The following is a 26,310-nucleotide window of genomic DNA, read 5'->3' as shown; positions in this document are numbered from 1 at the left end:
CCCTCGCGGCGCCGCTGCGCACCCCGGTCCTGTCGCCCCGCAAGGTCCGCGCCATGCCGACTGTACGCCACCGGTCAGCAGGGCGTTCGGCACCGGTACGGCGTGTCGGCCCCGACCGGCCGGTCCCGGTGGGCGGGGCCGGTCGACGCGTCCCTCGGTCAGCCGCGGGCGCGGGGGTGGGCGGTGGCGTACACCTCGCGCAGTCGCTCCACGGTGACCAGCGTGTAGACCTGGGTGGTGGTCACCGAGGCGTGGCCGAGCAGTTCCTGCACCACCCGCACGTCGGCCCCGCCGTCGAGCAGGTGGGTGGCGTACGAGTGGCGCAGGGTGTGCGGGGAGACGGCGTTCGCCCCGTCCACCGGCAGCCCGGCCCGTTCGGCGGCCCGCCGCAGGATCGTCCACGCGCCCTGCCGGGTCAGCGCGCCCCCGCGCGCGTTGACGAACACCGCCGGGGTGCCCCGGCCGGCGGCCACCAGGGCCGGTCGGCCGCGCACCAGCCAGGCGCGCAGCGCCTCGACGGCGTACCCGCCGACCGGCACGAGGCGGGTCCGGCCGCCCTTGCCGCGCAGCAGCACCGCCGCCTCGCCGCTGTCGAGGCCGTCGAGGTCGTCGATCGCCGCGCCGACGGCCTCGGAGATCCGCGCGCCGGTGCCGTACAGGAACTCCAGCAGCGCCCGGTCGCGCAGCGCGAGGGGCGCGCCGTCGCCGGTGGCGGTCACCGGGCCGGCGGTCTCCAGCAGCCGCACGACCGCGTCGACGGGGAGCGCCCGGGGCAGCCGGCGCGGCGGGGCGGGCGGCCGGACGTCGCGGCTCGGGTCGGCGCCGGCCAGCCCCTCGCGCAGGGCGAAGCGGTGCAGCCCGCGCACGGCCGACGCGGCCCGGGCGGCGGAGGAGACCGCCAGGGGCGGGTGGTCGTCGTCGCCGGCGCGCAGCCGGGCCAGGTGCGCCTCGACGACGCCCGCCCCGACGGTGGCGAGGTCGGCGATCCCGGCGGCGGCCAGGGTGGCGAGGTAGCGGTCCAGGTCCCGGCGGTACGAGGCGAGGGTGTTCGCGGACAGGCCACGCTCGACGGTGAGGTGGTCGAGGTAGCCGCGCAGGGCCCGGCGCAGGGCCGGCGAAGGTTCCGCGCCGGCCCCGTCCGGTGCCCCGCTGCGCTGCCCGGTCAGGCCAGCACCTCGGCCAGCGGCAGGGTGGGCATGCCGTGCGCCTCGGCGACCGGCCCGTAGACGACCTGCCCGTCGTGGGTGTTCAGGCCCAGCGCCAGGGCCGGGTCGCGGCGCAGGGCCTCGCGCCAGCCGTGGTTGGCCAGCTCCAGGGCGTACGGGAGGGTCACGTTGGTCAGCGCGTAGGTGCTGGTGTGCGGCACCGCGCCGGGCATGTTCGCCACGCAGTAGAAGATCGAGTTGTGCACCTGGTAGGTCGGCTCGGCGTGCGTGGTGGGCCGCGAGTCCTCGAAGCAGCCACCCTGGTCGATGGAGATGTCGACGAGCACGCTGCCCGGCTTCATCCGGGAGACCAGCTCGTTGGAGATCAGGGTCGGGGCCTTCGCCCCGGGGACGAGGACCGCGCCGATGACCAGGTCCGCGTCGAGCACGGCCCGCTCGATCTCGTACGCGTTGGAGGCGACCGTCTGCAGGTGGCCGCGGTAGATGGCGTCGGCCTGGCGCAGCCGGGCCACGTTCTTGTCCAGCAGCAGCACCTCGGCCTGCAGGCCGAGCGCGATCGCGGCGGCGTTCATGCCGGACACGCCCGCGCCGATGACCACGGTCTTCGCCGCGTACACGCCGGAGACGCCGCCCATCAGGATGCCGCGCCCGCCGCCCTGCCGCTGCAGGTGGTACGCGCCGACCTGCGGGGCGAGCCGGCCGGCCACCTCGGACATCGGGGCGAGCAGCGGCAGCGACCGGTCGGGCAGCTCCACGGTCTCGTACGCGATGCCGGTGACCCCCCGGTCGACCAGCGCGTCGGTGCACGCCTTGGACGCGGCCAGGTGCAGGTAGGTGAAGAGCACCTGCCCGGCGCGCATGCGGTGGTATTCCTCGGCGACCGGCTCCTTGACCTTGAGCACCAGTTCGGCGGTGTCCCACACCTCGTCGGCGGTCGCCAGGATCTTCGCGCCGGCCGCGGCGAACTCCTCGTCGGTGATGCTCGACCCGACTCCGGCGCCGGACTCGACGAAGACCTGGTGGCCGCTGCGGGTGAACTCGTTGACGCCCGCGGGCGTGATGGCCACGCGGTATTCGTGGTTCTTGACCTCGCGAGGGATTCCGACCTTCACGATGCAGACACCTCTCTCCGGGGCCGACCCGCCCCGACCGCCCGGTGCGCGGAGGCTCCGTTGCCGCCGCGGTCCACCGTCCCGCCGGCGGCAGTCTAGGCGGGCCGCCCGTTTCGCGGCGCCGACACTGTGCCATCCCGTGCCCGGGGGTGCTGACGATGTGTCAGGCATCGATGGGGCCGGCGGTGGAGAGCGGATCAGCCGTTCCGCCAGTGTTCGCCTCCCATCGTCCCACCGGTGGGGTGCCGCTGCGGACAGGACGCGAGTCGATCACTATGGTTTCGCCCCATGACCACTCCTTACCAGCAGTACCCGCAGGGCGTCTCCGACAAGAGCAAGGTCGTCGCGGGTGTACTCGGCATCCTCCTCGGCGGCTTCGGCGTCGGGCGGTTCTACATGGGCGACACCAAGACCGGCGTGCTCCAGCTCGTGGTGACCCTGGTCACCTGCGGCTTCGGCGCCCTCTGGGGCACCATCGACGGCATCCTGATCCTGGTCAACGGCGGCGTCGACGGGCAGGGCCGCCCGCTGCGCGACTGATCTCCACCTCGTCTCGAAGGGGCCGTGCGGCGCGCCGCACGGCCCCTTCCCGTCACGTTCCGTCCGCCGGCCGGCGCGGGCCACCGTCGGGCAGCCGGCCGGCTCGCCTCAGCGCGGCAGCGGCGCGTCCGGGCGGCGCAGCGCCGACCAGCCGACGTCCCGGACGCGGGCGGCGGCGAGCAGCCCCGCCACGGCGGAGGCGTTGGTGATCTCCCCGGCCAGCACCATCCGCACCGCCTCGTCGAGGTCGACCCGGACGACCTGGAGGTCGGCCTCCTCCTCGCTGCGCTCGTGGCGCTGCCCGGCCGGCACGTCGGCGAGGTCCCGGGCCAGGAACACCCGCACGACCTCGTTGGAGAAGCCGGGCGAGCTGTGCAGGTCGACCAGCACGTCGATGGTGCCGGCGGTGAGGTCGGCCTCCTCGGCCAGTTCCCGGGCCGCGGCGGCGGCCAGGTCCTCGCCGGAGACGTCCATCAGCCCGGCGGGCAGCTCCCACAGGTGCCGGCCGACCGGGTGCCGGTACTGGCGGATGAGCACCACCTGGCCGGCGTCGTCGAGGGCCACGACGGCGACCGCGCCGACGTGCCGGACGTAGTCGCGGGCGGCGGTGCCCCCGCCGGGCATGGTGACCTCGTCGGTGGCCACGGAGAAGATCCGCCCGGCGTAGCGTTCCCGCCGGTCGGTCACCTCGTAGCGGTGCTCGACGGCGCTCACGACGCCGACGCCGTCTCGCGCCCGGCGGCCGCGCCGCCGTTGTGCTCGGCCCTGCCCGCCGCCTCCGCCGCGCCGTCGAGGGCGTCCAGGTCGACCGGGAGCTGGTCGGCCTCGGAGTAGGCGACGGCGGCCTTCACGAACGCCGCGAACAGCGGGTGCGGCCGCGTCGGGCGGCTCTTCAGCTCGGGGTGCGCCTGGGTGGCCACGAAGAACGGGTGCAGGTCGCGGTCCAGCTCGACGAACTCGACGAGCCGGCCGTCCGGGGAGGTGCCGGAGATGTGCAGCCCCGCCTTGGTGAGCTGGTCGCGGTAGGCGTTGTTCACCTCGTACCGGTGCCGGTGCCGCTCGCTGACCTCGGTGGCGCCGTACGCCTCGGCGACGATCGACCCCCCGGCCAGCTTCGCCGGGTACGCGCCCAGCCGCATGGTGCCGCCCAGGTCGCCCCGGCCGGCGACGATGTCCTCCTGGTCGGCCATGGTGGCGATGACCGGGTGGGTGGCCTCCTCGTCGAACTCCAGGGAGTTGGCCCCGTGCAGGCCGGCCAGGTGCCGGGCCACCTCGATGGTCATGCACTGCAGGCCGAGGCAGAGGCCGAGCAGCGGTACGCCGTTCTCCCGGGCGTACCGGGCCGTGCCGATCTTGCCCTCGATGCCGCGTACGCCGAAGCCGCCGGGGATGACGATGCCGTCCACGCCGGCCAGGGCCGCCGCCGCGCCGGCCGGGGTGACGCAGTCGTCGCTGGGCACCCAGCGCAGCTGCACCCGGGCCCGGTGGCCGAACCCGGCGGCCCGGATCGCCTCGCTGACCGACAGGTACGCGTCGGGCAGGTCGACGTACTTGCCGACCACCGCCACGGTGACGGTGTGCCGGGGCTGGTGGACCCGGTCGAGCAGGTCGTCCCAGCTGGCCCAGTCCACGTCGCGGAAGGACAGGCCGAGGCGGCGCACCACGTACGCGTCGAGGCCCTCGCGGTGCAGCACCTTCGGGATGTCGTAGATGCTCGGGGCGTCGGGGGCGGCGACGACCGCCTCGGTGTCGACGTCGCAGTAGAGCGACAGCTTGACCTTGACCTTCTCCGGGATCTCCCGGTCGCAGCGCAGCACCAGCGCGTCGGGCTGGATGCCGATGCTGCGCAGCTGCGCCACCGAGTGCTGGGTGGGCTTGGTCTTCAGCTCGCCCGACGGGGCCAGGTAGGGCACCAGGGAGACGTGCAGGTAGAAGCAGTTGTCCCGGCCCAGGTCGTGGCGGACCTGGCGGATCGCCTCCAGGAACGGCAGCGACTCGATGTCGCCGACGGTGCCGCCGACCTCGGTGATCACCACGTCGGGGATCTGGCCCTCGGCGTCCGGGTCGGCCATGCCGAGGATGCGGGCCTTGATCTCGTTGGTGATGTGCGGAATCACCTGGACGGTGTCGCCCAGGTATTCGCCGCGCCGCTCCTTCGCGATCACGTCCGAGTAGATCTGGCCGGTGGTGACGTTCGCCTTGCCGGACAGGTCCCGGTCGAGGAAACGCTCGTAGTGCCCGACGTCGAGGTCGGTCTCGGCGCCGTCCTCGGTGATGAAGACCTCGCCGTGCTGGAACGGGTTCATCGTCCCCGGGTCGACGTTGAGGTACGGGTCCAGCTTCTGCATCACCACGCGCAGCCCGCGGGCCGAGAGGAGGTTGCCGAGGCTGGAGGCGGTGAGGCCCTTACCCAACGAGGAGGCGACGCCCCCGGTGACGAAAATGTGCCTGGTCGTCCGTGCTGAAGGGGCCAAGGCCTGCTCCCGTGTCGTCCGTCGCGGTCGTGCAGACCGTCGTGCCGATCAGTGCCGAACAACCGGCCGTGCCGGCTGCGGGCCAAGTGATCACGCGATCCACGGGACTCCACGGTAACACCTCCCCTGGCCGGGTCCGCAGGCCGCACCCGAGGTCGCCCGGCCGGGCGGCGCACCAGGTCAGGCCGTCGCGACCCCCGTCGATGCGCGGGCGGCCCGCCCGGTGGCCCGGTCCGGCGCGTCCCCGCCGCCGCCCGCGACCCCGTCGGCGGGGGGCGGGTCGGCGGGCGGCGACGCGGGCGCGTCGCCGGTCGACGTCTGCTCGCCGGCCCCGGTCCCGGCGTCGGCGTCGGGACGGTCCGGGCCACCCGGCGGGGCGACGCCGAGCCGGCCGTTGGCGGGGCCGCCGTCGCCCGGCTGGGTCCGGTCGGTGGAGTGGTCGAGCACCCGCAGCGCCGCGAGCGCCGCCATCGGCACCACCAGCGCGCCGGCGGCGCCGGCCACGTCGAGCGCGGAGCCGCCGAGCAGCCCGCCGAGGCCGGCGGCCACGCCCGTGCCGGCCATCGCGGCCCGCATCGCCGGGTAGATGCCGAACAGCCGCATCAGCCCGCCCCACGGCTGGAGCAGCGCGAACCAGACCAGCAGGGCACCGGCCAGGGCCAGCACCGTGAGCGGGCTGTTGACCAGGGTCTCGAAGTTGGCCGTGCTGGACCGGTGGACGGTCAGCCCGCCGGTGCCGTCGCCGAGGGCGGCCAGGAACCGGCCGAGGCTGCCCCGCTCGGTCGCCGGCCGGCGCAGGTCGAGCACCGCGAAGCCGATCGTGACCGCCAGCCCCGCCATGCCCGCCCAGACCAGCCGGCTGACCGTCAGCCAGCCGCCGGTGCTGATCGCGGCGGCCACGCTCACCCCGGCCGTCAGCGCGATCGCGCCGATGGAGTCCGCGCCGAGGTAGGGGCTGCCGACCACCACCACGGCGGCCCCGCCGACGGCGACGACGACCATGGGCCGCCACCGGCGGTGGACCCGCTGGGCCAGCCAGCCGGCGCACAGCAGCGACCCGGCGGCGAACACGCCGAGCCCGACGGTGCCCAGGCCGGAGAACCGGCCGCCCTCCAGCGCCGAGTAGCCGGTCACCCCGTTGAGCTGCAACCGGGCGCCGGTGAGCACGTCGGCGGCGACCACGAGGGTGGCCAGGCCGGCGACCGCGCCCAGCGGCCCGAGCGTCGCGTCGTGCCCGGGGGCGAACCGCACGGCGGCGGTCGCCCCGACCAGCAGCAGCACGGTGGTCGCGGCGAACCACCAGCCGGCGTGGTCGCCGCGCCACCACGGCACCACGTCGGCGAGCAGGGCCGCCGGCACCGCGAGGGCGGCGGCGATCAGCAGCAGTTCGACCACGGCCACCACCCGCCGGGGCACCGGCGCCGGGCCGACGGGCCCGGCGTGGCGGCGGGCGCGGCGCAGCAGCGGCAGCACCGCCACGGCCAGCAGCACCTGCGCGCCGGCGAGCAGGGCGAAGAACCAGCCGGCGACCCGCTGCTGGGCGGCGGCCTCCCGGTCGGCGTCGGCCGGCGCGGCGATCGCGGTGGGCAGGTCCGCCGGGCGGCCGCCGACGGAGAGGGCGGGTCGGCCGAGGAACAGCCGTTCCGGCATCGGCCGGCCCAGCGCGGCGAGCGCGGTCGGCGCGAGGTCGACCAGTTGCAGGTATCCCTCCCGGCCGGTGGTCGGCGAGGTGAGCCAGCCCCGTTCCCAGCCCGGCCCGTCGGCGACGGCGACGTGCAGCCGCGACGGCAGGTCGGTGTCGGAGATCCCGGCGACCAGCACCAGGGAGCGCGGGGGCCGGCCGGCGAGGACCCGGGCCAGGTCGGCGTCGGCCCGGCGGGCCTGCTCGGCCCGGGCCGAACGGTCGTCGCCGGCGACGGTGCCGAGGTCGACGACGCTCAGCACGCAGGAGCCGAGCAGCGGGGCCGGGTCGTCGGGCAGCGCCGCAGCGTACCGGTCGACGCGGCCGAACGGGCGGGCGGCGGCCACCGCCGCGCCGGGGCCGACGGCGACCGAGCAGCGCACCGACTCCGCCAGCGCACCGGGCACCGCGCCCCAGGGCAGGCGCTGCTGGTTGTGCTGCACGACGCTCTCCTGGTCGGGCAGGTTCGCGCCGATGCCGTCGGGCTGCTCGACCGTCACCCCGGCCGGCGGGCACACGCCGCCGCCCCGGCTGCCGTTCCAGGCGGCGAAGTTGCCGGCGCCCAGGGTCAGCCAGCCGTCGACGGGGCAGGTGGGCCGGTGGGCGGAACGCACCGACAGGGAGCCGATCGAGCCCTGCTGGGCCATCCGCCACAGCGTCGGGGTGGTCTGCGGGTCGACGTCGTCCCAGCGCAGGCCGGCCACCCCGACGAGCACCACGAAGTCGGCGGTGCGTCGGGGCGTCTCGGTGGCGGGCCGGGCGGCGAGCGCGGTCACCCCCAGCACCACGACGAGCAGGGTCAGCAGGACCGGCGGCAGCCTGCGCAGCAGCACCGGTTTCAGTGCGCGCAGCATCACCGGCGTCCCGTCGACGGGGCGTCCGCGCCGGGGGCGGCCGGACCGCTGGTGTCGCCGGCCAGCTCCGCGTAGAGCGCGGCAAGCTGGGCGACGGTGTCCGCCTCGGTGGGCCACGTCGCCGCCCGCGCGGCACCGCGCCGGCCCAGCTCGGCCCGCCGGTCGTCGTCGTCGAGCAGCGCGCGCACGGCCGCGTCGACCGCGTCGATGTCGCCCGGGGGCACCAGCACCGCGGCGTCGCCGACCAGCTCCGGCAGGCCGCCGACGGCGGTCGCGATCAGCGGTACGCCGGCCCGCAGCGCCTCCTGCGCGAACAACTGGCGGGCCTCCCAGTCGCTGGTCACCACGGCAAGGTCCGCGCCGGCGAGCAGGTCGGCCACGTCGGTGCGGTGCCCGAGCAGGGTGACCGGGGCCCGCGCGGCGGAGATCCGGGCGGCGAGGGGCAGGTACGCCGGGCCGCTGCCGGCGATCACCACGACCGGCGGCGGGGTCCGGCCGCGCCACCGGGCGGCGGCGTCGACCAGCACGTCGTACCGCTTCTGGGGGTGCAGTCGGCCCACGGAGAGGATCAGCGGCTGGCCGGCGGCGACCGCGAACTCGGCGCGGACGGCGGACCGGCGGCGACGTGGCGCGGGCAGCGCCGGCGCGGCGACCGGGGCCAGCCGGGCGTCGGCGGCGCCGAGGGCGGCGGCGCGCCCGACCAGGTCGGCGCTGGCGCCGAGGGCGACCCGGGCGCCCCGGGCGACGAACCGCTCGGCCAGCCGGGACAGCCCGCCGCGCAACCCCCGGGCGAGCACCGCGTTGTGCCAGGTGACCACGACCGGGGCCGCCGGCCGGGCCAGGACGGCGACGAGCCCGGCGCGCAGCCCGTGCGCGTGCACGACCGCGACCGGTTCGGCGGCCAGCGCGCGGCGCAGCGCGGCCACGGCCCGGGCGTCGGCGGGAGTCGGGCTGGCCGGGATCTCGACGGGCTGGAAGCGGGCGCCGGCGCCGGTGAAGTCGAACTGCTCCTCGGTGGCGGCGGGCCCGCAGACCAGCACGGCGCGGCCCGCCGCGGCGAGGCCCCGGGCGACGGAACGGACGTGTTGGCCGACGCCGCCGGTGCTGGAGGCGAGCAACAGCGCCACGGTGCCGTGCCGCCCGGGTGCCGGTGTCGCGCCCGTCACCGCGACCACCTCCGGTCCACCGCCACCCCCGGTCGGCCGCCCGTCGTCCCGCTCACCCGGACACCGTCTCCTTCCCGTCGCCCCGTTCCGGACCGACCACGTCCTGCTGCCGGGGCCCACCGGAGCGCCCGCCGCGCCGCAGCGCACCGGGCAACCGGCGACCCACGGCGGCGAGCAGCGGCCGCACGTCCCGCCGGTCGGCCAGGTACGCCACGGCGAGGAACACGACCCCGACCACGGCTGCAGACAGCATGCCCTGCACGAGGGCCGCGAGTGTCGTCGGGGTGCCGGCCCCGGCCCCGGCCAGGGCATGCGCGGTGGCCGCCCCGGCGAGCGCCGCGAGCGCCCCGCCGAGCAGCCCCGCCGCCCCCGCGCGGGCCGCCCCGGCCAGCGCGGCAGGTCCCGCCGCGCGGCGCGCCGCGACGACCAGCAGGACACCGAGCAGCAGCATGCCGGCGGAGTTGGCCAGGGTCACCGCGAGCACCCGGTCGGCGCGGGGCAGCAGCGCGGCGAGGGGGAGGACGGCCAGCGGCACCGCCAGCCAGCCGACGGTGATGGCCACGGTGGCCGGCCGGGTGTCGCCGCGGGCGTACAGGGCGCGGGAGAGCACCGCGAACAGCCCGTAGCCGAGCAGGCCGGGGGCGAAGCCGGCGATCGCGGCGGCCACCGGGGCCGGGTCGTCGGGGTAGAAGAACGCGGCGACCGGGGCGGCGGTGCCGGCGAGGGCCGCCGCGCCGAGGCAGCTGAACAACAGCACCCCCCGGGTCGTGGCGGCGAGGGTGTCCCGGTACGCCCGTTCGTCGCCGGCCGCCGACGCCGCCGCCAGGGTCGGGTACGCGGCGACCGCCAACGGCACGGCGAGCACCGCCCAGGGCAGCAGGTACATCGTCTGGGCCAGGTTGAACACCTGCGGGGAGCCGGTGGGGCCGCCGGAGGCGCTCTTGACGACCACGGCGAGGGCGAGCTGCTGGGCGGCGACGGTGACCGCCCCGGCCGCCGCGAGTCCGCCGACCCGGGCGCGGGCGTCGGCGTCGAACGCGTACCCGAAGCGCAGCCGCAGGCCGAGCCGGCGCAGCGGGATCAGCAGCGACAGCGACAGCACGACCACGCCGAGGGTGGTGCCGCCGGTCAGGATCAGCTCGCCGCCCCGGCTCACCCCGGCGATGCTGGCCCCCCGGCCCTCGACGCCGCCGAAGGTCAGGTAGACCACGATCACGGTGAGGCTGGACAGCAGCGGGGCGATGACGGGCCAGGCGAAGCGGCGGTGTGCCTGCAGGACGCCGGTGAGCACGATCCCGATGCCGTAGAGCGGCAGCTGAGGGGCGAAGATCCGCAGCATGCGCGCCCCGGCGGCCAGCTCGGCGGGGCTGCGGCCGGAGCTGAGCGCCTCGACGATCGGCCCGGCCAGCAGCGCCACCAGCGCCGCGAGGGGCACCAGCAGGGTCAGCGTCCAGGTCAGCAGGGCGCCGGTGGTCGCGCCGACGGCCCGCCGGTCGCCCGCCGCGACCGGGCCGGCCAGCAGCGGCACCACCAGGCTGGCCAGCGCCCCACCGGCGACGATCTCGAAGATGATGTTCGGCGCGATGTTGGCGACCACGTACATGCCGCCGAGGTCGCTGCGCTCCACCACCCAGGTGAACACGGCCGTGCGGCCGAAGCCAGCGAGCCGGGCGACGACGGTGAGCACCGCGATGAGGGCGGCCGCCCCGGCCACCCGGCCGGCGCCGGCGAGGGGTGCCGGGTTCTTCACGTCAGCAGGGGGCCTTCCCGTCGGTCGCGGCGGCCCGCACGTCGGCCGTTCGCCGCGCCGGCATTGCCGGGCTCATGGGCACCGGGCGCACGTCAGTCGGTGCGCCGGCCCAGCGCGTCCAGCTCGCGCAGGCCCGGGGTGGCCTGGATGACCTGGGTGAAGCTGACCTTCTCGCTGGCGGCGGTGAGCCCGGCGAGCACGGCGAGCAGGCCGGCCCGGCCCAGCGGCCCGGTGCGGGCGGCGAGGGCCACCCCGAGCACCGCGCCGATCGCGTTGGCCCCGCCGTCGCCGACCATCACCTGCTCGTCGAGGTCGTCGGCGAGCAGGCCGGCGGCGGCGCCCACCGCCCCGGCGGCGATCCCACCGTGCGGGCCCCCGGTCAGCGGCGCGCCGAGCAGCAGCGCGGACTTCAGCGCCCGCCCCGGCCGCAGGTCCAGCAGGTTGAGCAGGTTGGCGGTGCCGGCGATCACCCCGGCGCCGAGGAGCACGTCGGCGGTGCGGCCCACCGCGCCGTGCCGCTGGCGGCGGGGGTGGGCGGCGACGGCCCGGTCGGCGGCGAGCAGCGCCGACGCGGCCAGCCCCGCCGCGCCCACCCCGACGATCTTGACGAGCCCGGCGGTGACCCGGCCCTCACGCAGGGCGGCGAGGTGCCCGGCGAAGCCCTTGGCGGCCTTCTGCTCGGGCCGGGCGCCCACCACGTCGTCGTAGACCCCGACCGCTCCCCCGCCCACGCCGGCCACGAGCGCGGCGGCACCGGCGGGGGCGCTGGACGCGCCGAACGCCCCGGCCGCGGCGGCACCGGCGGCGAGCGCCGGCCCGGCGGCGAGGGTCACGGTGCGGCCCCGGAAGTTGGTGCGCTCCAGCGCCGGGGCGGCCGGCGAGGTACGCACCTCGCGCAGCGCGTACCGGGCGGCGGCGGCACCGGCCCCGACGATCAGCAGGCGGCCCAGCAGGCTCACGCGGTCACCCCGTTCGGTACGCCGCACGCACGGCGGGAAGGATCGGACACCCGGGTACGTCGTTCGCTCACTGGGGCAGTCTAGGCAGCAGCGCGGACGCGTTGTCGCCCACGCCGTACTGGCCCGCCTTCTTCTCCACGAGCTGCTGCACCAGGGCGAGCGTGGTGACCAGCTGCCCCTGGGTGGTGTTGGCGTCGTCGACGGTGGAGATGGTCTGCGACAGCACCGGGTCGCCCCGGACGACCGCGACGACGTTGCCGCCGGCCGAGCCGTTGCCGGCCACCACGATCGCCCCCGTCCGGTCGAACTGCTCGGCGACCTTGACCACCGACTCGTCCTTCTTGGCGGAGTCCTTGTCCACGTACGGCTGGCCGCTGACCAGCACCACCGCTTCGGCGGGCCCGGTCACCTTCTCGTCGGTCGTCAGGTAACCGGCGTTGCTGTACGACGCCAGCACCGCCCGGCGGTCGGCCTCGGTGGCCGGGGACGCGCCGTCGGCGCGGTCCAGCAGCACGCTGGCCAGCAGGGCGCTGGACGTCTCCACCCCGTGCCCGTTGCCGGGCAGCCCCGAGGCGGGGGCGCTCGGCCGGGCGGCGGTCACGGCCAGCTCCATCAGGTTGTTGTTGTTGTCCGGGTTGATGAACTTGTCCTGCAGGTCGACCCGGCCGGTGACCTGGGCGCCGCCGAGCTGGAGCATCTTGAGCACGCCCTCGGTGTGCTCGCGCCCGCTGGGCAGGGTGAGCAGCAGCACGCGGCGCCCGGTGAGCTTGCCCGGCAGGACGACCTGGGCGATCTCGGCGGCGAACTGCTCCTCCAGCTCGATCTCCTTCTGCATGTTGTTGACCGCCTGGCGCATCTGCTGGTTGTCCTTGCTCAGCCCGTTGACCCGCTCCTTGAGCGAGTCGGCGACCGGGCCGTTGAGGGCGGCCGTGCCGACGACCAGGCCGATGGCCAGCGCCAGGAAGACCGCGGTCAGGGACACCACGTGGTAGCGGAAGTTGATCACGCTTGCAGCCTCTTGATCGGTCGGGGAGCTAGAAGAGCTGGCCGAGCTGGAACACGAAATTGTTCCACCATTCACTGACCACGCCCAGGTACGCCTTGCCGACGGTGGAGACCGCGACGGCCGAGGCCATCGCCGCCACCGCCGACAGGACCAGCAGCAGCAGCGACGAACCGGAGATGCTCTGCCGGTAGAGCCGGCTGACGCCCTTGGCGTCCACCAGCTTCCCGCCGACCTTGAGCCGGGTGAGGAACGTCGAGGCCATCCCGCCCCGGCCCTTGTCCAGGAACTCGACCAGGGTGGCGTGCGTGCCCACCGCCACCAGCAGCGAGGCGCCCTTCTCGTCGGCCAGCAGCATCGCCAGGTCCTCGCTGGTGGCCGCCGCCGGGAAGGTGATCGCCTCGACGCCCAGCCCGGTGACCCGGGGCAGCCCCGGGGCCCGGCCGTCGGGGTAGGCGTGCACGATCACCTCGGCGCCGCAGCGCAGCACGTCGTCGGTCACCGAGTCCATGTCACCGATGATCATGTCAGGGGTGTAGCCGGCCTCGACCAGCGCGTCCGCCCCGCCGTCCACGCCGATCAGCACCGGCTTGAACTCCCGGATGTACGGCCGCAGCACGTCCAAGTCGGCCTTGTAGTCGTAGCCACGGACCACGATCAGGCAGTGCCGACCCTGGATCTGGGTCTGGATCTCCGGCACGCCCACGCCGTCGAGGAGCAGGTCACGCTCCTGCTTGAGATAGTCCATCGTGTTGGCGGCGAACGCCTCCAACTGCACCGACAGCCCCTCGCGGGCGTCGGCCATCGCCTTCGCCACCGACTCGGCGTCCTGCAACGCGCCGTGCGCGACCGGCTCGCCGCCGACGAACACCGTGTTGCCCTCGATCCGGACGGTGTCGCCCTCCCGGACCCGCTCGAAGATCCCCTCGCCCAGGTCGTCGAGGAGCGGGATGCCGGCGGTCACCAGCACCTCCGGCCCGAGGTTCGGATAACGGCCGGAGACCGACGGCTTCGCGTTGAGGACGGCGGCGACACCGACCGCCACCAGCGAATCGGCCGCCACCCGGTCCAGGTCGACGTGGTCGATGACCGCGATGTCGCCCGGACGCAGCCGGCCGACCAGGCGCTTCGTCCGGCGGTCGAGGCGCGCGGTGCCGAGGACTGTGTCCGGCTCGGTGTTACGGGTCCGGCGCAACGTGGGTAGACGCATCGTGACCATCCTGGCATGTGAGGCAGGCTTTTCTGTCGCGACATGCCTGAGCAGGGCCGCCTACCCAGGGAAGCACACCGGAGCGCGCCACGGTGTGCGCGCGCTCACAATACCCGCCGTCACGGCCGCCTTTCGCGCGCCGCCACGGCCAACAGCTCCTCGGCGTGAGCGATACCCAGATCCGAATCCGGCAAACCCGCCAGCATCCGGGCCAGCTCCCGGGCCCGCTCGGTGTCCTCCACCACCCGCACCCCGCTGGTGGTCACCGCGCCACCCGTGTCCTTCGCCACCACCAGGTGCCGGTCGGCGAACGCCGCCACCTGCGGCAGGTGGGTGACCACCAGCACCTGGTGGCTGCGGGCCAGCCGGGCCAACCGCCGGCCGATCTCCACCGCCGCCTGGCCGCCCACGCCCGCGTCGACCTCGTCGAAGACCAGCGTCGGCGGGCCACCCGAGCCCGCGAACACCACCTCGATGGCGAGCATCACCCGGGACAGCTCACCGCCGGACGCGCCCCGCTGCAACGGCAGCGACGGGGCCCCCGGGTGCGCCAGCAGCCGCAACTCCACCTCGTCGCCGCCGTCCGGGCCGACGCCCACCTCCACGCCGTTGACCGCCAGGCTCGGCTCCGACCTGCCCGCCGGCCGGGGCAGCACCGCCACCTCGATGCGGGCGTGCGGCATCGCCAACCCGGCCAGCTCGACCGTCACCTGCTCGGCGAACCGGGACGCCGCCTCCTGCCGGGACGCCGACACCCGCCCCGCCAGCTCGGCCACCTCACCGGCCAGCCGGGCGGCCTCCCGGTCCAGCTCGTCCAGCACGTCGTCGGAGGTGTCCAGATCGGACAGCCGCGTCCGCGCCCGCTCCGCCCACGCCACCACCCCGTCGACGTCGTCGGCGTACTTACGGGTCAGCGCCCGCAGCGCCGCCCGCCGCTCGTAGACGACCTGCAACCGGGCCGGGTCCGCGTCCAACGCCGCCAGATACGTCGACAGCTCCGCCGACACGTCCGCGACCAGCGTCGCCGCCTCCTCCAACCGGGCCGCCAGGTCACCCAGTGCCGGATCGGTGCCCGCCTGGGCCTCCAGGGTGCGCCGGGCCAGCCCCAGCAGCGCCGTGGCGTCCGGCGTCTCGTCGGTCGGCTCGGTGCCGCCCGCGACGCACTGGTGCGCCGTCTGCGCCGCCGTACGCAGCCCCTCCGCGTGCTCCAGGCGCTGCGCCTCGGCCCGCAACTCGTCGTCCTCGCCCGGCTGCGGATCCACCCGGCTGATCTCGTCGAGCCCCAGCCGGAGCAGGTCCGCCTCCTGATGGCGCGCCCGGGCGTTGCGCCGCCGGTCGGCCAGGTCGTCGACCACCGCCCGCCACCGGGCGTACGCCTCCCGCAGCGCGTCGAGGAGCTTCTCGTGCTCCGGGCCGGCGAACCGGTCCAGCGCGGCCCGCTGCTCGGCCGGCCGCAGCAGGCGCAGCTGGTCGGACTGACCGTGCACCGCCACCACCTGCTCGCCGACCTCGCCGAGCATCGCCACCGGCATCCCGCGCCCGCCCAGGTGCGCCCGCGAGCGACCCTCCACGGTGACCGTGCGGCTCAACAGCAGCGAGCCGTCGTCGTCAGGCTCCCCACCGGCGTCGGTGACCCGGGCGTGCACGGCGGCGGCCACCCGGCCACCGAGCCGCAGCCGCCCCTCGACCACCGCCCGGCCCGGCTGGGCCCGCACCCGGCCCGCGTCGGCCCGGCCGCCGAAGAGCAGGCCGAGGCCGGTCACCACCATCGTCTTGCCCGCACCGGTCTCGCCGGTGATGACGTTCATCCCGCCGGCCAACGGCAGCGTGGTGTCCTCGATGACGCCCAGTCCGGTGATGCGCAGCTCTTCCAGCACAGCACCCGACAGTAGACGCGGGCCCCGACAGTTGACCAGCCGGCACGGCCGGGACGCGGTGACCGCCCGCCGGCGGCCGCCCCCGTCACCTCCGCCGGCACCCCGGCCGACCAGCGGTCGACCCGCGCCGCCGGGCCGCCCCGGAGACGTCGCTCACCTGCGGTTGCCCCGCCAGCCGTGCACCGGCAACCCGAACTTCGCCACCAGGCGGTCGGTGAACGACCGGGCCCGCAGCCGCACCACCCGCACCGGCAGCGCGCCCCGCCGCACCGTCACCTGCGCCCCCGGCGGCAGGTCGTAGACGCGCCGGCCGTCGCAGCACAACACCGCGAGGGTGGTGAACGGGTCCACCGTGATCGAGAACGTCGACGTGGGCGCGGTCACCAACGGCCGGCTGAACAGCGCGTGCGCGCTGATCGGGACCAGCAGCAGCGCCTCCACCTCCGGCCAGACCACCGGCCCGCCGCCCGAGAACGCGTACGCCGTCGAGCCCGTGGGGGTCGCGCAGACCACGCCGTCGCAGCCGTACCGCGACAGCGGTCGGCCGTCCACGTCGACCAGCAGCTCCAGCATCTGGGCCCGCTCGCCCTTCTCGACGCTGATCTCGTTGAGCGCCCAGGACTCGATCGTCGGGCCACCGTCGAACTGCGCCGTCACGTCGAGGGTGAGCCGCTCGTCCACCGTGTAGTTGCGGTCCACCACGTCGCGCACCGCCACGTCCAGGTCGTCGATCTCCGCCTCGGCGAGGAAGCCGACCTTGCCCAGGTTGATGCCGAGCAGCGGCACCTTCGCCGGCCGGGCCAGCTCCGCCGCGCGCAGGAACGTGCCGTCCCCGCCCAGGGCGAAGACGATCTCGGCCCCCTCGGCGGCCTCCGGCCCCGTCACCGGCACCACGCCCGGCAGGTCCAGGTCGTCGGCCTCCTCGGCCACCACCCGCACCTCGAACCCCGCGGCGATCAGGTCCGCCGCGACCGCCCGGGCATGCTCCGTGCTGCGACGCCGGCCGGTGTGCGTCACCAGCAGCGCGGTACGACTCAACGGATCCACCTTCCGTTCGCGACTGCGGGGCTCGCAAGCTCACTCCTCGCGCTCACCCCGCCGCCTCCGTTCGCGACTGCGGGGCTCGCAAGCTCACTCCTCGCGCTCACCCTGCCACCTCCTCCGGGGCCGCGTCCGGCACGTCACCGGACGGGCTCGCGCCCTGCGGGCCGGCCGCCACGACGGCCCGCACCCGCTCCGGGTCGGCCGCCGGCGCGCCCCGGCGTAACCATACGAAGAACTCGACGTTGCCGCTGGGCCCCGGCAGCGGGCTGGCGGTCACGCCCGCGAGCCCCAGGCCTAGCTGGGCCGCCGCCGCCGACACGTCCAGGACCGCCTCGGCGCGCAGCGCCGGATCGCGCACGACCCCGCCCGCGCCGACGCGTTCCCTGCCGACCTCGAACTGGGGCTTCACCATCAACGCCAGGTCGCCGTCGGCCCGGGTGCAGGCGGCCAGCGCCGGCAGCACCAACCGCAGCGAGATGAACGACAGGTCCGCCACCGTCAGGTCGACCTCCCCGCCGATCGCCTCCGGCGTCAGCGTGCGGACGTTGGTCCGCTCGAACACCCGTACCCGGTCGTCGGTGCGCAGCGCCCACGCGAGCTGCCCGTACCCGACGTCCACGGCGACGACCTCGGCCGCGTCGGCGCGCAGCAGGACGTCGGTGAAGCCGCCGGTCGACGCGCCGGCGTCGAGGCAGCGCCGGCCCGCCACCCGCAGCCCGTCCGGGGTGAACGCGGCCAGCGCCCCGGCCAGCTTGTGGCCGCCCCGGGAGACGTACTCCGAGGTGGGGTCGGCACCGGTGACCAGCAGCGGATCGGCGGGGTCGACCAGCGCGGCGGCCTTGCGGGCCGGCACCCCGCGCAGCTGGACCCGGCCGGCCTCGACCAGCGCGGCGGCCTGCTCGCGGGACCGGGCCAGACCGCGACGGACGAGTTCGGCGTCGAGCCGGTTGCGACGTGCCATGGGGTGGATCTCCGGTCGGTCAGGCCTGGTCGATGGTGGCGAGGGTTTCCCGCAGCGTCTGGTACGCGGCCTCGTACTGCGGGATCTGGTCGGCCGGGGACAGCGACGCGGCGTTCGCCATCGCCTGCACCGCGGCGTCCACGGCCGGGTGCCGGGCGTCGCCGTCGTCGGCGTCGGTCACCGGGCGAGGTGGCGGACCCGGCCGGGGCCCCGGCGGCGGCGCGGGCCGACCGCCGGGCGGTGGACCCGGCCGGAACGGCCCACTCACCGCCGGCCCCGACCCGGCACGGGCACCCTCACGCCGCACCGCCCGGCTGCTGCTTGCGGGCCGGCGCCTTCTTCGCCGGGCGGGCCGGCTCCGCCGCCCCTGCCTCCGACTCCGTGCGGCTCACCGTGGCGGGCGCCTTCTTCGCGACAGCCTTCTTCGCGACCGCTTTCTTCGCGACCGCCTTCTTCGCCACGGGGGCAGGCGACCCGGACGGCTCCGCCCCGGGCGACTTGGGGGCCGACGCCTGCGGGGCGGCTGACTGCGGGGCGGGTTCGGCGGGGCCGGTCCGGGCCTCCCGCAGCTGGCGTTCCAGCTCGTGCACCCGACGGGTCAGCTCGGCCACCTCGTCGGCGGTGGCCAACCCGACCGCGCCGAGCGCGCGGTCGACCTCGAAGCGCACCAGCTTCGTCAGCGCCTCCCGGTTGGCCGCGCCGGTCGAGACCAGCTCCTCGGCGAGGGCCTGGAGTTGGGTCGCCGTCGCCTCGCCGGAGCCGACGACCCGACGCACCACGTCCTGTGCCTTCTTCCGGGGCGCCTCCGTCAGGCCCATGGCCAGTCCGAGGTAGGCGCGCCACGCGTCCTGCATGCCTGAGTCCTTCCGCGGGGTGGGGGTTGCGGGTCTCACGCTACCGGGCGCCGTGGGACGCCCATTGCGGTACGGTGCCGGGAAACGGACGTGGCGTGCGTGAGGAGACAAAGTGGCCAGCGTGGACGAGTGCCGGCAGGCGTTGCAGGATCTGGCCGCCCGGCTGGACCGCAACGCCGACGCCGTGCGGGAGCGGGTCGACCTGGACCGCACCCTGGCCTGCCGGGTGACCGACCTGGACACCGCCTTCCACGGCCGGCTCACCGACGGACGGCTGCTCGACCTGACCGACGGCGACGACCCCAAGGCGAAGATCGCACTGAGCACCAGCAGCGACGACCTGCTCGCCCTCGTGCGCGGCCAGCTCGACGTGACCAAGGCGATCGCGTCCCGCCGGGTGTCGATCAAGGCGAACCCGTTCGACCTGATGAAGCTCCGCAAGCTGCTCTGACGGCCCCGGGACGGGCGCAGCCCGCGCCACCGGACCCGGAACGACCGGGGTCGGCGGCGCGGGCTGCGCCCGTCGCTCGGTGGGTCAGTCGGCCAGGCCGAGGGCAGCCAGGGCGGCCTCGGCCTCCGGCGCAGCCGCCCGTACCCGCGCGCCCGTGCCGGTCGTCCACGCGACGGCACAGAGCGCGGCCAGGGCGTCCAGCGGCCGGCCGGCGCCGGCCAGCTCCAAGCCGCCGTCGGTCGCGCGCACCGACCAACCGCCCGTCTCGGCGGCACCCGGCACCCGGACCACCGCCGCCGGGTCGAACAGCCCGGCGAGGTCGACCGAGACGTACGTCGGCCGGCGCGCCGCCGGGGCGGCCAGCAGTTCGGGTACGTCGCTGACGCCGGTCAGCACGAGCAGGCTGTCCAGGCCGGCCCGCCGGGCGCCCTCGATGTCGGTGTCGAGCCGGTCGCCCACCACGAGGGTGCGCCCCTGCCCCGCCCGACGGGCAGCGGTGGCGAACAGCGCCGGCTCGGGCTTGCCCACGACCACGTCGGGCTCACGGTCCAGCGCGGTCCGCAGCACGGCCACCAGCGACCCGTTGCCCGGCAGCGGTCCCCGCCCGCTGGGCAGGGTCCGGTCGGTGTTCGTGGCGATCCACTGCGCCCCGGCCCGCACGGCCAGGGACGCCTCGGCCAGGTCCGCCCAGCCGACCTGCGGGCCGTACCCCTGCACGACGGCGACGGGGGACTCGTCGACGCGGGACACCGGGCGCAGCCCGGCGGCGGTGATCTCGGCGCGCAGCGCCTCCGCCCCCACCACCAGGACCGGCGAGCCGGCGGGCAGCCGCTCCGCCAGCAGCTCGGCGGAGGCGCCCGCGGAGGTGAGCACCTCCTCCGCTGCGGCGGGCACACCCATTCCGGTGAGCAGGTCGGCGACCTCGCTGGCCCGCCGCGACGCGTTGTTCGTGGCGTACGCGACCGCCCGCCCCTCGGCGTGCAGCCGCCCCACCGCCTCGACCGCGCCGGGGATCGGCCGGTCGATCAGGTAGATGACCCCGTCCAGGTCGAAGACGACCAGCGAGTATCCGTCGACCAGCCGGTCCCCGGTGTCCGTCGTCACCGCAGATCCGCGCCCGGCTCGGGCGAGGCCGCGGACTCCGCGCCCCGCTCGGTCTCCACCGGCGCCGACCCGGTCCGGGCCGCAGCTGCCCGGGCCACGCCGTCCTCGTCGTCGACATCGTCGGCGTCCTCGTCGACCTCGCCGTCTTCGTCGTCGGCGTCCTCGTAGGCCTCGCCGTCTTCGTCTTCGTCTTCGTCTTCGTCTTCGTCGGTGTCAGTGTCGGCCGCGCCGCCGGTGCGGTCGGCATCCGGCTCGTCGTCCACGTCGTCGCCCTCGATCAGCACCCCGTCGAGTTCGAGCAGCCGCTCGGCGGCGTCCGTCTCGCCCTCGGCGTCGATGTCGGCCGCCCGGGAGAACCACTCCCGGGCCTCCTCGCGGCGGCCCACGGCGAGCAGCGCGTCGGCGTACGCGTAACGGAGCCGGGCGGCCCACGGCTCGGCCGCGTCGTTGGTCAGCTCGCGGACCTGGAGCATGGCCACGGCCGCGTCCTTCTGGCCGAGGTCACCCCGGGCCCCGGCGGCGACGATCAGCAGCTCGATCGCGACGGCCTGGTCGAGCTTCTCCCGGTCGGCGCCCCGGAACAGGTCGATCGCCCGCTCCGGGCGCCCGAGCGCCCGCTCGCAGTCGGCGAGCACGGCCAGATGGCTCTGCAAGCCGGTCATCCGGTGGTACGTGCGCAGCTCGGCGATCGCCGTCTGCCACTCCCCCGCGTGGTACGCGGCCAACCCGACCGCCTCACGCACGGCCGAGATGCGCGACGCGAGCCGACGCGCGGCGAGCGCGTGCGCCAGCGCCTCCGCCGGGTCCTCGTCGATCAGCTGGCCGGTCGCGACGAGGTGCCGGGCGACGGTGTCCGCCACCGGCTTGGCCAGCGACAGCAGCTCCGCGCGGACGGCCTGGTCCAGGTCGGACGCGACGATCTCGTCGGGCAGCGCCGGGGCGACAGCCCCCGACTGCTCGCCACGGTCACGCCGATCGTCCCGGCGGTCGCGCGACGCGTCCCCGCCGCCGTAGCCGCCGTCCCGGCGTCGGTCCTCGAATCCCGGCCGGTCGTCCCGGCGCGGGCGGTCGCCGTGACCGCCGGTCCGCTCGCCGCTGCGGAAGCCGCCCTCACGCGGCGGACCCGAACGGAAGCCACCCTCGCGCGGCCCGGAACGGGCATCACCCTCGCGACGGTCCCCACCGCGGAAACCACCCTCACGGCGGTCCCCGCTGCGGAAGGTGCCCTCACGGTCGCCGCCGCGGAAGCCGCGCTCGCGGGTCTCCCCGTCGCGGCGGAACCCGCCCTCGCGCGGACCACCCTCACGACGGTCACCGCCACGGAAGCCGCCCTGGCGGGCGTCGCCGTCGCGGCGGAAACCACCTTCGCGGCGATCGCCGCCGCCGAAACCGCCCTCACGACGATCCCCACCGCGGAAGCCGCCCTGGCGGGCGTCGCCGTCGCGGCGGAAGCCGCCCTCGCGACGATCGCCGCCGAAACCGCCCTCACGACGGTCCCCACCGCGGAAACCACCCTCACGCGGCGGACCCGAACGGAAACCACCCTCGCGCGGACCACCCTCACGCCGATCGCCGCCACGGAACCCGCCCTGGCGGGCATCGCCGTCGCGACGGAAACCACCCTCGGAACGGTCCCCACCGCGGAAACCACTGTCACGCGGGCCGGAACGGAAACCGCCCTCACGGCGATCCCCACCCTGGAAGCCGCCCTGGCGGCCGTCGCCGTCGCGGCGGAAGCCGCCCTCGCGACGGTCACCGCCGAAACCGCCCTCACGACGGTCCCCACCGCGGAAACCACCCTCACGCGGCGGACCCGAACGGAAACCACCCTCGCGCGGACCACCCTCACGCCGATCGCCGCCACGGAACCCGCCCTGGCGGGCATCGCCGTCGCGACGGAAACCACCCTCACGACGATCGCCGCCGAAACCGCCCTCACGACGGTCCCCACCGCGGAAACCACCCTCACGCGGCGGACCCGAACGGAAACCACCCTCAGCACGACCTCCACCGCGGGAACCACTGTCACGCGGGCCGGAACGGAAACCGCCCTCACGGCGATCCCCACCCTGGAAGCCACCCTGGCGGCCGTCACCGTCGCGGCGGAAACCACCCTCACGACGGTCACCGCCGAAACCGCCCTCACGACGGTCCCCACCGCGGAAACCACCCTCACGCGGCGGACCCGAACGGAAACCACCCTCGCGCGGACCACCCTCACGACGGTCCCCGCCACGGAAGTCCCGGCCCTCGCCGCGCGGCGGGCCCTGGTGGCCGCCGTCCCGGCCTCCGCCGGTCGACCGCGAGTCGTCGTGGGTGCGGAAACCGCCCTCCCGGCGGTCACCGTAACCGCCGCGCTGATCGCGCGAACGGTCGTCCCGATCACGGTACGGCGGGCGGTCATCCCGTCGGGGCGCGCCACCACGTCGGTCGGAACGGTCTTCATAACGTCGAGGACGGTCGCCGTCCTGCGGTCCTGAACTCACAGGTACATCCTTCCTGATTGCGCCGCACTCGACGCTACGCAGTTGAGGGCCGACCCACATTGGGGCGGCCCTCGACTGGAAAGAATGTCCGGCGGTGTCCTACTCTCCCACACCCTCCCGAGTGCAGTACCATCGGCGCTGGAGGGCTTAGCTTCCGGGTTCGGAATGTAACCGGGCGTTTCCCCTCCGCCATGACCGCCGTAACTCTATGAACATATCAAACAACCCACAACCCCTCACGGGTGGGCGTCTGTTTGTTCAGAGTTGCACAGTGGACGCGTAGCAGCTTTGTAGTCAAGTCCTCGGCCTATTAGTACCGGTCAACTCAACCCGTTACCGAGCTTACATCTCCGGCCTATCAACCCAGTCGTCTAGCTGGGGGCCTTACCCCACCAAAGGTGGGTGGGATACCTCATCTTGAAGCAGGCTTCCCGCTTAGATGCTTTCAGCGGTTATCCCTTCCGAACGTAGCCAACCAGCCGTGCCCCTGGCGGGACAACTGGCACACCAGAGGTTCGTCCGTCCCGGTCCTCTCGTACTAGGGACAGCCCTTCTCAAGTATCCTACGCGCACGGCGGATAGGGACCGAACTGTCTCACGACGTTCTAAACCCAGCTCGCGTACCGCTTTAATGGGCGAACAGCCCAACCCTTGGGACCTGCTACAGCCCCAGGATGCGACGAGCCGACATCGAGGTGCCAAACCATCCCGTCGATATGGACTCTTGGGGAAGATCAGCCTGTTATCCCCGGGGTACCTTTTATCCGTTGAGCGACACCGCTTCCACACGCAAGTGCCGGATCACTAGTCCCGACTTTCGTCCCTGCTCGACCTGTCAGTCTCACAGTCAAGCCCCCTTGTGCACTTGCACTCAACACCTGATTGCCAACCAGGCTGAGGGAACCTTTGGGCGCCTCCGTTACCCTTTAGGAGGCAACCGCCCCAGTTAAACTACCCACCAGACACTGTCCCTGAACCGGATAACGGCCCGAAGTTAGATACCCGAATCAACCAGAGTGGTATTTCAAGATTGCCTCCACCCATACTGGCGTATGGACTTCACCGGCTCCCACCTATCCTACACAAGCTAACTCAAGTACCAATGTCAAGCTATAGTAAAGGTCCCGGGGTCTTTCCGTCCTGCCGCGCGTAACGAGCATCTTTACTCGTAATGCAATTTCGCCGGGCCTGTGGTTGAGACAGTGGGGAAGTCGTTACGCCATTCGTGCAGGTCGGAACTTACCCGACAAGGAATTTCGCTACCTTAGGATGGTTATAGTTACCACCGCCGTTTACTGGCGCTTAAGTTCTCCGCTTCGCCCCGAAGAGCTAACAGGTCCCCTTAACGTTCCAGCACCGGGCAGGCGTCAGTCCATATACATCGAATTACTTCTTCGCATGGACCTGTGTTTTTAGTAAACAGTCGCTTCCCCCTGCTCTCTGCGGCCATACAACGCTCCACCCGCAAGGGGCTTCACGTCTCCGGCCCCCCTTCTCCCTAAGTTACGGGGGCAATTTGCCGAGTTCCTTAACCACAGTTCGCCCGATCGCCTCGGTATTCTCTACCTGACCACCTGTGTCGGTTTGGGGTACGGGCCGCTCAGAACTCGCTAGAGGCTTTTCTCGGCAGCATAGGATCACTGACTTCACCTGAATCGGCTCGGCATCACGTCTCAGCCACATGTGTTGCGGATTTGCCTACAACACGGCCTACACGCTTACCCCGGCACAACCACCGGCCGGGATCAGCTACCTTCCTGCGTCACCCCATCGCTTGACTACTACCCGCCAGGTTCCCACGCTCCCCACCCTCAACCCGAAGGTCTTGGATGGTTCGGATGGTTAGCACAACGAGGTTCATCACGGGCGCTCTTTCGCGGGTACGGGAATATCAACCCGTTGTCCATCGACTACGCCTCTCGGCCTCGCCTTAGGTCCCGACTCACCCAGGGCGGATTAGCCTGGCCCTGGAACCCTTGGTCATCCGGCGGAAGGGTTTCTCACCCTTCTTTCGCTACTCATGCCTGCATTCTCACTCGTGCCGCGTCCACAACTAGGTCACCCCGCTGCTTCACCCCCGGCACGACGCTCCCCTACCCACCCACACACCTGCATACCCCATCAAGGAGGCACAAAGTATCGTGTGAGTGCCACAGCTTCGGCGGTGTGCTTGAGCCCCGCTACATTGTCGGCGCGGAACCACTTGACCAGTGAGCTATTACGCACTCTTTAAAGGGTGGCTGCTTCTAAGCCAACCTCCTGGTTGTCTATGCGACCCCACATCCTTTTCCACTTAGCACACGCTTAGGGGCCTTAGCTGGTGATCTGGGCTGTTTCCCTCTCGACTACGAAGCTTATCCCCCGCAGTCTCACTGCCGCGCTCTCACTTACCGGCATTCGGAGTTTGGCTGATTTCGGTAAGCTTGTGGGCCCCCTAGACCATCCAGTGCTCTACCTCCGGCAAGAAACACACGACGCTGCACCTAAATGCATTTCGGGGAGAACCAGCTATCACGGAGTTTGATTGGCCTTTCACCCCTAACCACAGGTCATCCCCCAACTTTTCAACGTTGGTGGGTTCGGCCCTCCACGTAGTCTTACCCACGCTTCAGCCTGCCCATGGCTAGATCACTCCGCTTCGGGTCTAGAGCATGCGACTCAAACGCCCTATTCAGACTCGCTTTCGCTACGGCTCCCCCACACGGGTTAACCTCGCCACATGCCACTAACTCGCAGGCTCATTCTTCAAAAGGCACGCCGTCACCCCGCAAGGCTCCGACGGATTGTAGGCGAACGGTTTCAGGTACTATTTCACTCCCCTCCCGGGGTACTTTTCACCATTCCCTCACGGTACTCGTCCGCTATCGGTCACCAGGAAGTATTTAGGCTTACCAGGTGGTCCTGGCAGATTCACGGCAGATTACAGGAGTCCGCCGCTACTCGGGAACACCCACAGAAGACCAGCCACTTTCACCTACCGGACTCTCACCGTCTACGGTCAGCCATTCCAGACCATTCGGCTAGCAACTGGCTTTATCACTCCTCACACGAGTGTCAGCTCGTGTAGCAGGGTCCCACAACCCCGACCACGCAACCCCTGACAGGTATCACACGCAACCGGTTTAGCCTCAATCCGCTTTCGCTCGCCACTACTCACGGAATCACTATTGTTTTCTCTTCCTACGGGTACTGAGATGTTTCACTTCCCCGCGTTCCCCCCACACACCCTATGAATTCAGGTGCAGGTGACTGGACATGACTCCAGCCAGGTTTCCCCATTCGGACACCCTGGGATCACAGCTTGGTTGACAGCTCCCCCAGGCCTATCGCGGCCTCCCACGTCCTTCATCGGCTCCTGGTGCCAAGGCATCCACCGTTCGCCCTTGACAACTTGACCACAAAGATGCTCGCGTCCACTGTGCAATTCTCAACAAACAACCAACCCACAACCCACAGCCCCACACCAGAACCCGACAACCGCCGGCGGTATGCGAGACCAGGCCGCGCCTGGCAACCAACGCGCAAACATGACATCCACGCACATCGGCTCTGAAAGAAGACAACCCATGGTTGTTCCTTCAGGACCCAACAGGGTGCTCTCCGCCTCTCCCCAGCCGC

At 73.3% G+C, this 26,310-nt stretch carries 20 protein-coding genes and 2 rRNA genes; 3 read left to right on the top strand and 19 right to left on the bottom strand.

Features of this window, described 5'->3' with window-relative positions; all coding sequences use genetic code 11:
* Window positions 1–158: 158 nt before the first annotated feature.
* Both TK50_RS26590 and ald read right to left on the bottom strand, forming a co-directional pair.
* A complete protein-coding gene (locus TK50_RS26590; RefSeq protein ID WP_043969403.1) occupies window positions 159–1,166 on the bottom strand; it encodes a site-specific tyrosine recombinase XerD in 1,008 nt (335 codons plus the stop codon).
* Window positions 1,163–2,278: an alanine dehydrogenase gene (gene ald, locus TK50_RS26585; protein WP_043968097.1), complete on the bottom strand. Its 1,116-nt coding sequence runs from the start codon at window positions 2,276–2,278 to the stop codon at window positions 1,163–1,165. The genes TK50_RS26590 and ald overlap by 4 nt, the downstream gene beginning before the upstream one ends.
* A 225-nt stretch (window positions 2,279–2,503) precedes the next feature.
* On the opposite strand from ald, the gene TK50_RS26580 reads away from it, so the two are divergent.
* On the top strand, window positions 2,504–2,818 hold the full coding sequence (locus tag TK50_RS26580) for a TM2 domain-containing protein (RefSeq protein ID WP_043968096.1): 315 nt from the start codon (window positions 2,504–2,506) through the stop codon (window positions 2,816–2,818).
* A 108-nt stretch (window positions 2,819–2,926) separates the two neighbouring features.
* Here TK50_RS26580 and TK50_RS26575 read toward each other — a convergent pair whose 3' ends face one another.
* The 13 genes from TK50_RS26575 to TK50_RS26515 form a co-directional block, all read right to left on the bottom strand.
* Window positions 2,927–3,532 carry an NUDIX domain-containing protein gene (locus TK50_RS26575; protein ID WP_043968095.1) on the bottom strand — a complete coding sequence of 202 codons (606 nt, stop codon included), beginning with the start codon at window positions 3,530–3,532 and terminating at the stop codon, window positions 2,927–2,929.
* Window positions 3,529–5,292, bottom strand: coding sequence for a CTP synthase (locus TK50_RS26570; RefSeq protein WP_043968093.1), 1,764 nt, complete (start codon window positions 5,290–5,292; stop codon window positions 3,529–3,531). The genes TK50_RS26575 and TK50_RS26570 overlap by 4 nt, the downstream gene beginning before the upstream one ends.
* A 180-nt stretch (window positions 5,293–5,472) precedes the next feature.
* The gene (locus TK50_RS26565; protein ID WP_043969402.1) at window positions 5,473–7,803 is read right to left on the bottom strand and encodes a hypothetical protein; all 2,331 of its coding nucleotides are present in this window, start codon (window positions 7,801–7,803) and stop codon (window positions 5,473–5,475) included.
* Between the two features lie 23 nt (window positions 7,804–7,826).
* Window positions 7,827–8,993 carry a glycosyltransferase family 4 protein gene (locus tag TK50_RS26560; RefSeq protein ID WP_043969401.1) on the bottom strand — a complete coding sequence of 389 codons (1,167 nt, stop codon included), beginning with the start codon at window positions 8,991–8,993 and terminating at the stop codon, window positions 7,827–7,829.
* Window positions 8,994–9,045: 52 nt separating this feature from the next.
* Window positions 9,046–10,743, bottom strand: a complete 1,698-nt coding sequence (murJ, locus tag TK50_RS26555) for a murein biosynthesis integral membrane protein MurJ (protein WP_043968091.1) — start codon at window positions 10,741–10,743, stop codon at window positions 9,046–9,048.
* A gap of 92 nt (window positions 10,744–10,835) precedes the next feature.
* Window positions 10,836–11,702, bottom strand: coding sequence for a hypothetical protein (locus TK50_RS26550; RefSeq protein WP_043969400.1), 867 nt, complete (start codon window positions 11,700–11,702; stop codon window positions 10,836–10,838).
* A 67-nt stretch (window positions 11,703–11,769) separates the two neighbouring features.
* On the bottom strand, window positions 11,770–12,708 hold the full coding sequence (locus tag TK50_RS26545) for a copper transporter (RefSeq protein WP_043968089.1): 939 nt from the start codon (window positions 12,706–12,708) through the stop codon (window positions 11,770–11,772).
* 28 nt (window positions 12,709–12,736) lie between these two features.
* Complete coding sequence (steA, locus tag TK50_RS26540) at window positions 12,737–13,915, bottom strand: putative cytokinetic ring protein SteA (protein WP_007075891.1); 1,179 nt, start codon at window positions 13,913–13,915, stop codon at window positions 12,737–12,739.
* Window positions 13,916–14,034: 119 nt separating this feature from the next.
* A complete protein-coding gene (gene recN, locus TK50_RS26535) occupies window positions 14,035–15,792 on the bottom strand; it encodes a DNA repair protein RecN (RefSeq protein ID WP_043968087.1) in 1,758 nt (585 codons plus the stop codon).
* A gap of 153 nt (window positions 15,793–15,945) precedes the next feature.
* Entirely contained in the window at window positions 15,946–16,830 is an 885-nt protein-coding gene (locus tag TK50_RS26530; protein ID WP_043969399.1) for an NAD kinase, read from the bottom strand.
* A gap of 106 nt (window positions 16,831–16,936) precedes the next feature.
* On the bottom strand, window positions 16,937–17,797 hold the full coding sequence (locus TK50_RS26525) for a TlyA family RNA methyltransferase (RefSeq protein WP_043968085.1): 861 nt from the start codon (window positions 17,795–17,797) through the stop codon (window positions 16,937–16,939).
* 19 nt (window positions 17,798–17,816) lie between these two features.
* Entirely contained in the window at window positions 17,817–18,065 is a 249-nt protein-coding gene (locus tag TK50_RS26520) for a hypothetical protein (RefSeq protein WP_043969398.1), read from the bottom strand.
* 28 nt (window positions 18,066–18,093) lie between these two features.
* Window positions 18,094–18,651 carry a phasin family protein gene (locus TK50_RS26515; RefSeq protein WP_043968083.1) on the bottom strand — a complete coding sequence of 186 codons (558 nt, stop codon included), beginning with the start codon at window positions 18,649–18,651 and terminating at the stop codon, window positions 18,094–18,096.
* A 112-nt stretch (window positions 18,652–18,763) separates the two neighbouring features.
* Between TK50_RS26515 and TK50_RS26510 the strand changes: the two genes are divergently transcribed.
* A complete protein-coding gene (locus TK50_RS26510) occupies window positions 18,764–19,102 on the top strand; it encodes an SCP2 sterol-binding domain-containing protein (RefSeq protein WP_043968081.1) in 339 nt (112 codons plus the stop codon).
* Window positions 19,103–19,186: 84 nt separating this feature from the next.
* Here the strand turns inward: TK50_RS26510 and TK50_RS26505 are convergent, their stop codons facing one another.
* Window positions 19,187–20,206 (bottom strand): HAD-IIA family hydrolase, encoded by a 1,020-nt coding sequence (locus TK50_RS26505; protein WP_043968079.1) that lies wholly within the window; start codon window positions 20,204–20,206, stop codon window positions 19,187–19,189.
* Window positions 20,203–21,066, bottom strand: a complete 864-nt coding sequence (locus tag TK50_RS26500; protein WP_241774168.1) for a Replicase polyprotein 1ab — start codon at window positions 21,064–21,066, stop codon at window positions 20,203–20,205. The genes TK50_RS26505 and TK50_RS26500 overlap by 4 nt, the downstream gene beginning before the upstream one ends.
* Here TK50_RS26500 and TK50_RS35195 point away from each other — a divergent pair.
* On the top strand, window positions 20,989–22,686 hold the full coding sequence (locus tag TK50_RS35195; RefSeq protein WP_241774182.1) for a hypothetical protein: 1,698 nt from the start codon (window positions 20,989–20,991) through the stop codon (window positions 22,684–22,686). The genes TK50_RS26500 and TK50_RS35195 overlap by 78 nt on opposite strands.
* A gap of 92 nt (window positions 22,687–22,778) precedes the next feature.
* Here the strand turns inward: TK50_RS35195 and rrf are convergent.
* Both rrf and TK50_RS26485 read right to left on the bottom strand, forming a co-directional pair.
* A 5S ribosomal RNA gene (rrf, locus tag TK50_RS26490) occupies window positions 22,779–22,895 on the bottom strand.
* Between the two features lie 87 nt (window positions 22,896–22,982).
* Window positions 22,983–26,089: ribosomal RNA gene (locus TK50_RS26485) — 23S ribosomal RNA — on the bottom strand.
* Window positions 26,090–26,310: the final 221 nt, after the last annotated feature.

The sequence above is a fragment of the Micromonospora haikouensis genome, from assembly GCF_000876225.1.
GTDB lineage: Bacteria > Actinomycetota > Actinomycetes > Mycobacteriales > Micromonosporaceae > Micromonospora > Micromonospora haikouensis.
The sequence above is the reverse complement of the archived record's forward strand: the minus strand, read 5'-3'. Positions and strand labels throughout refer to the sequence as shown.

Coding starts and splice junctions, on each gene's coding strand:
- steA (WP_007075891.1), bottom strand. CDS start 13,915: ATGCGTCTACCCACGTTGCGCCGGACCCGTAACACCGAGCCGGACACA.
- TK50_RS26525 (WP_043968085.1), bottom strand. CDS start 17,797: ATGGCACGTCGCAACCGGCTCGACGCCGAACTCGTCCGTCGCGGTCTG.
- TK50_RS26515 (WP_043968083.1), bottom strand. CDS start 18,651: ATGCAGGACGCGTGGCGCGCCTACCTCGGACTGGCCATGGGCCTGACG.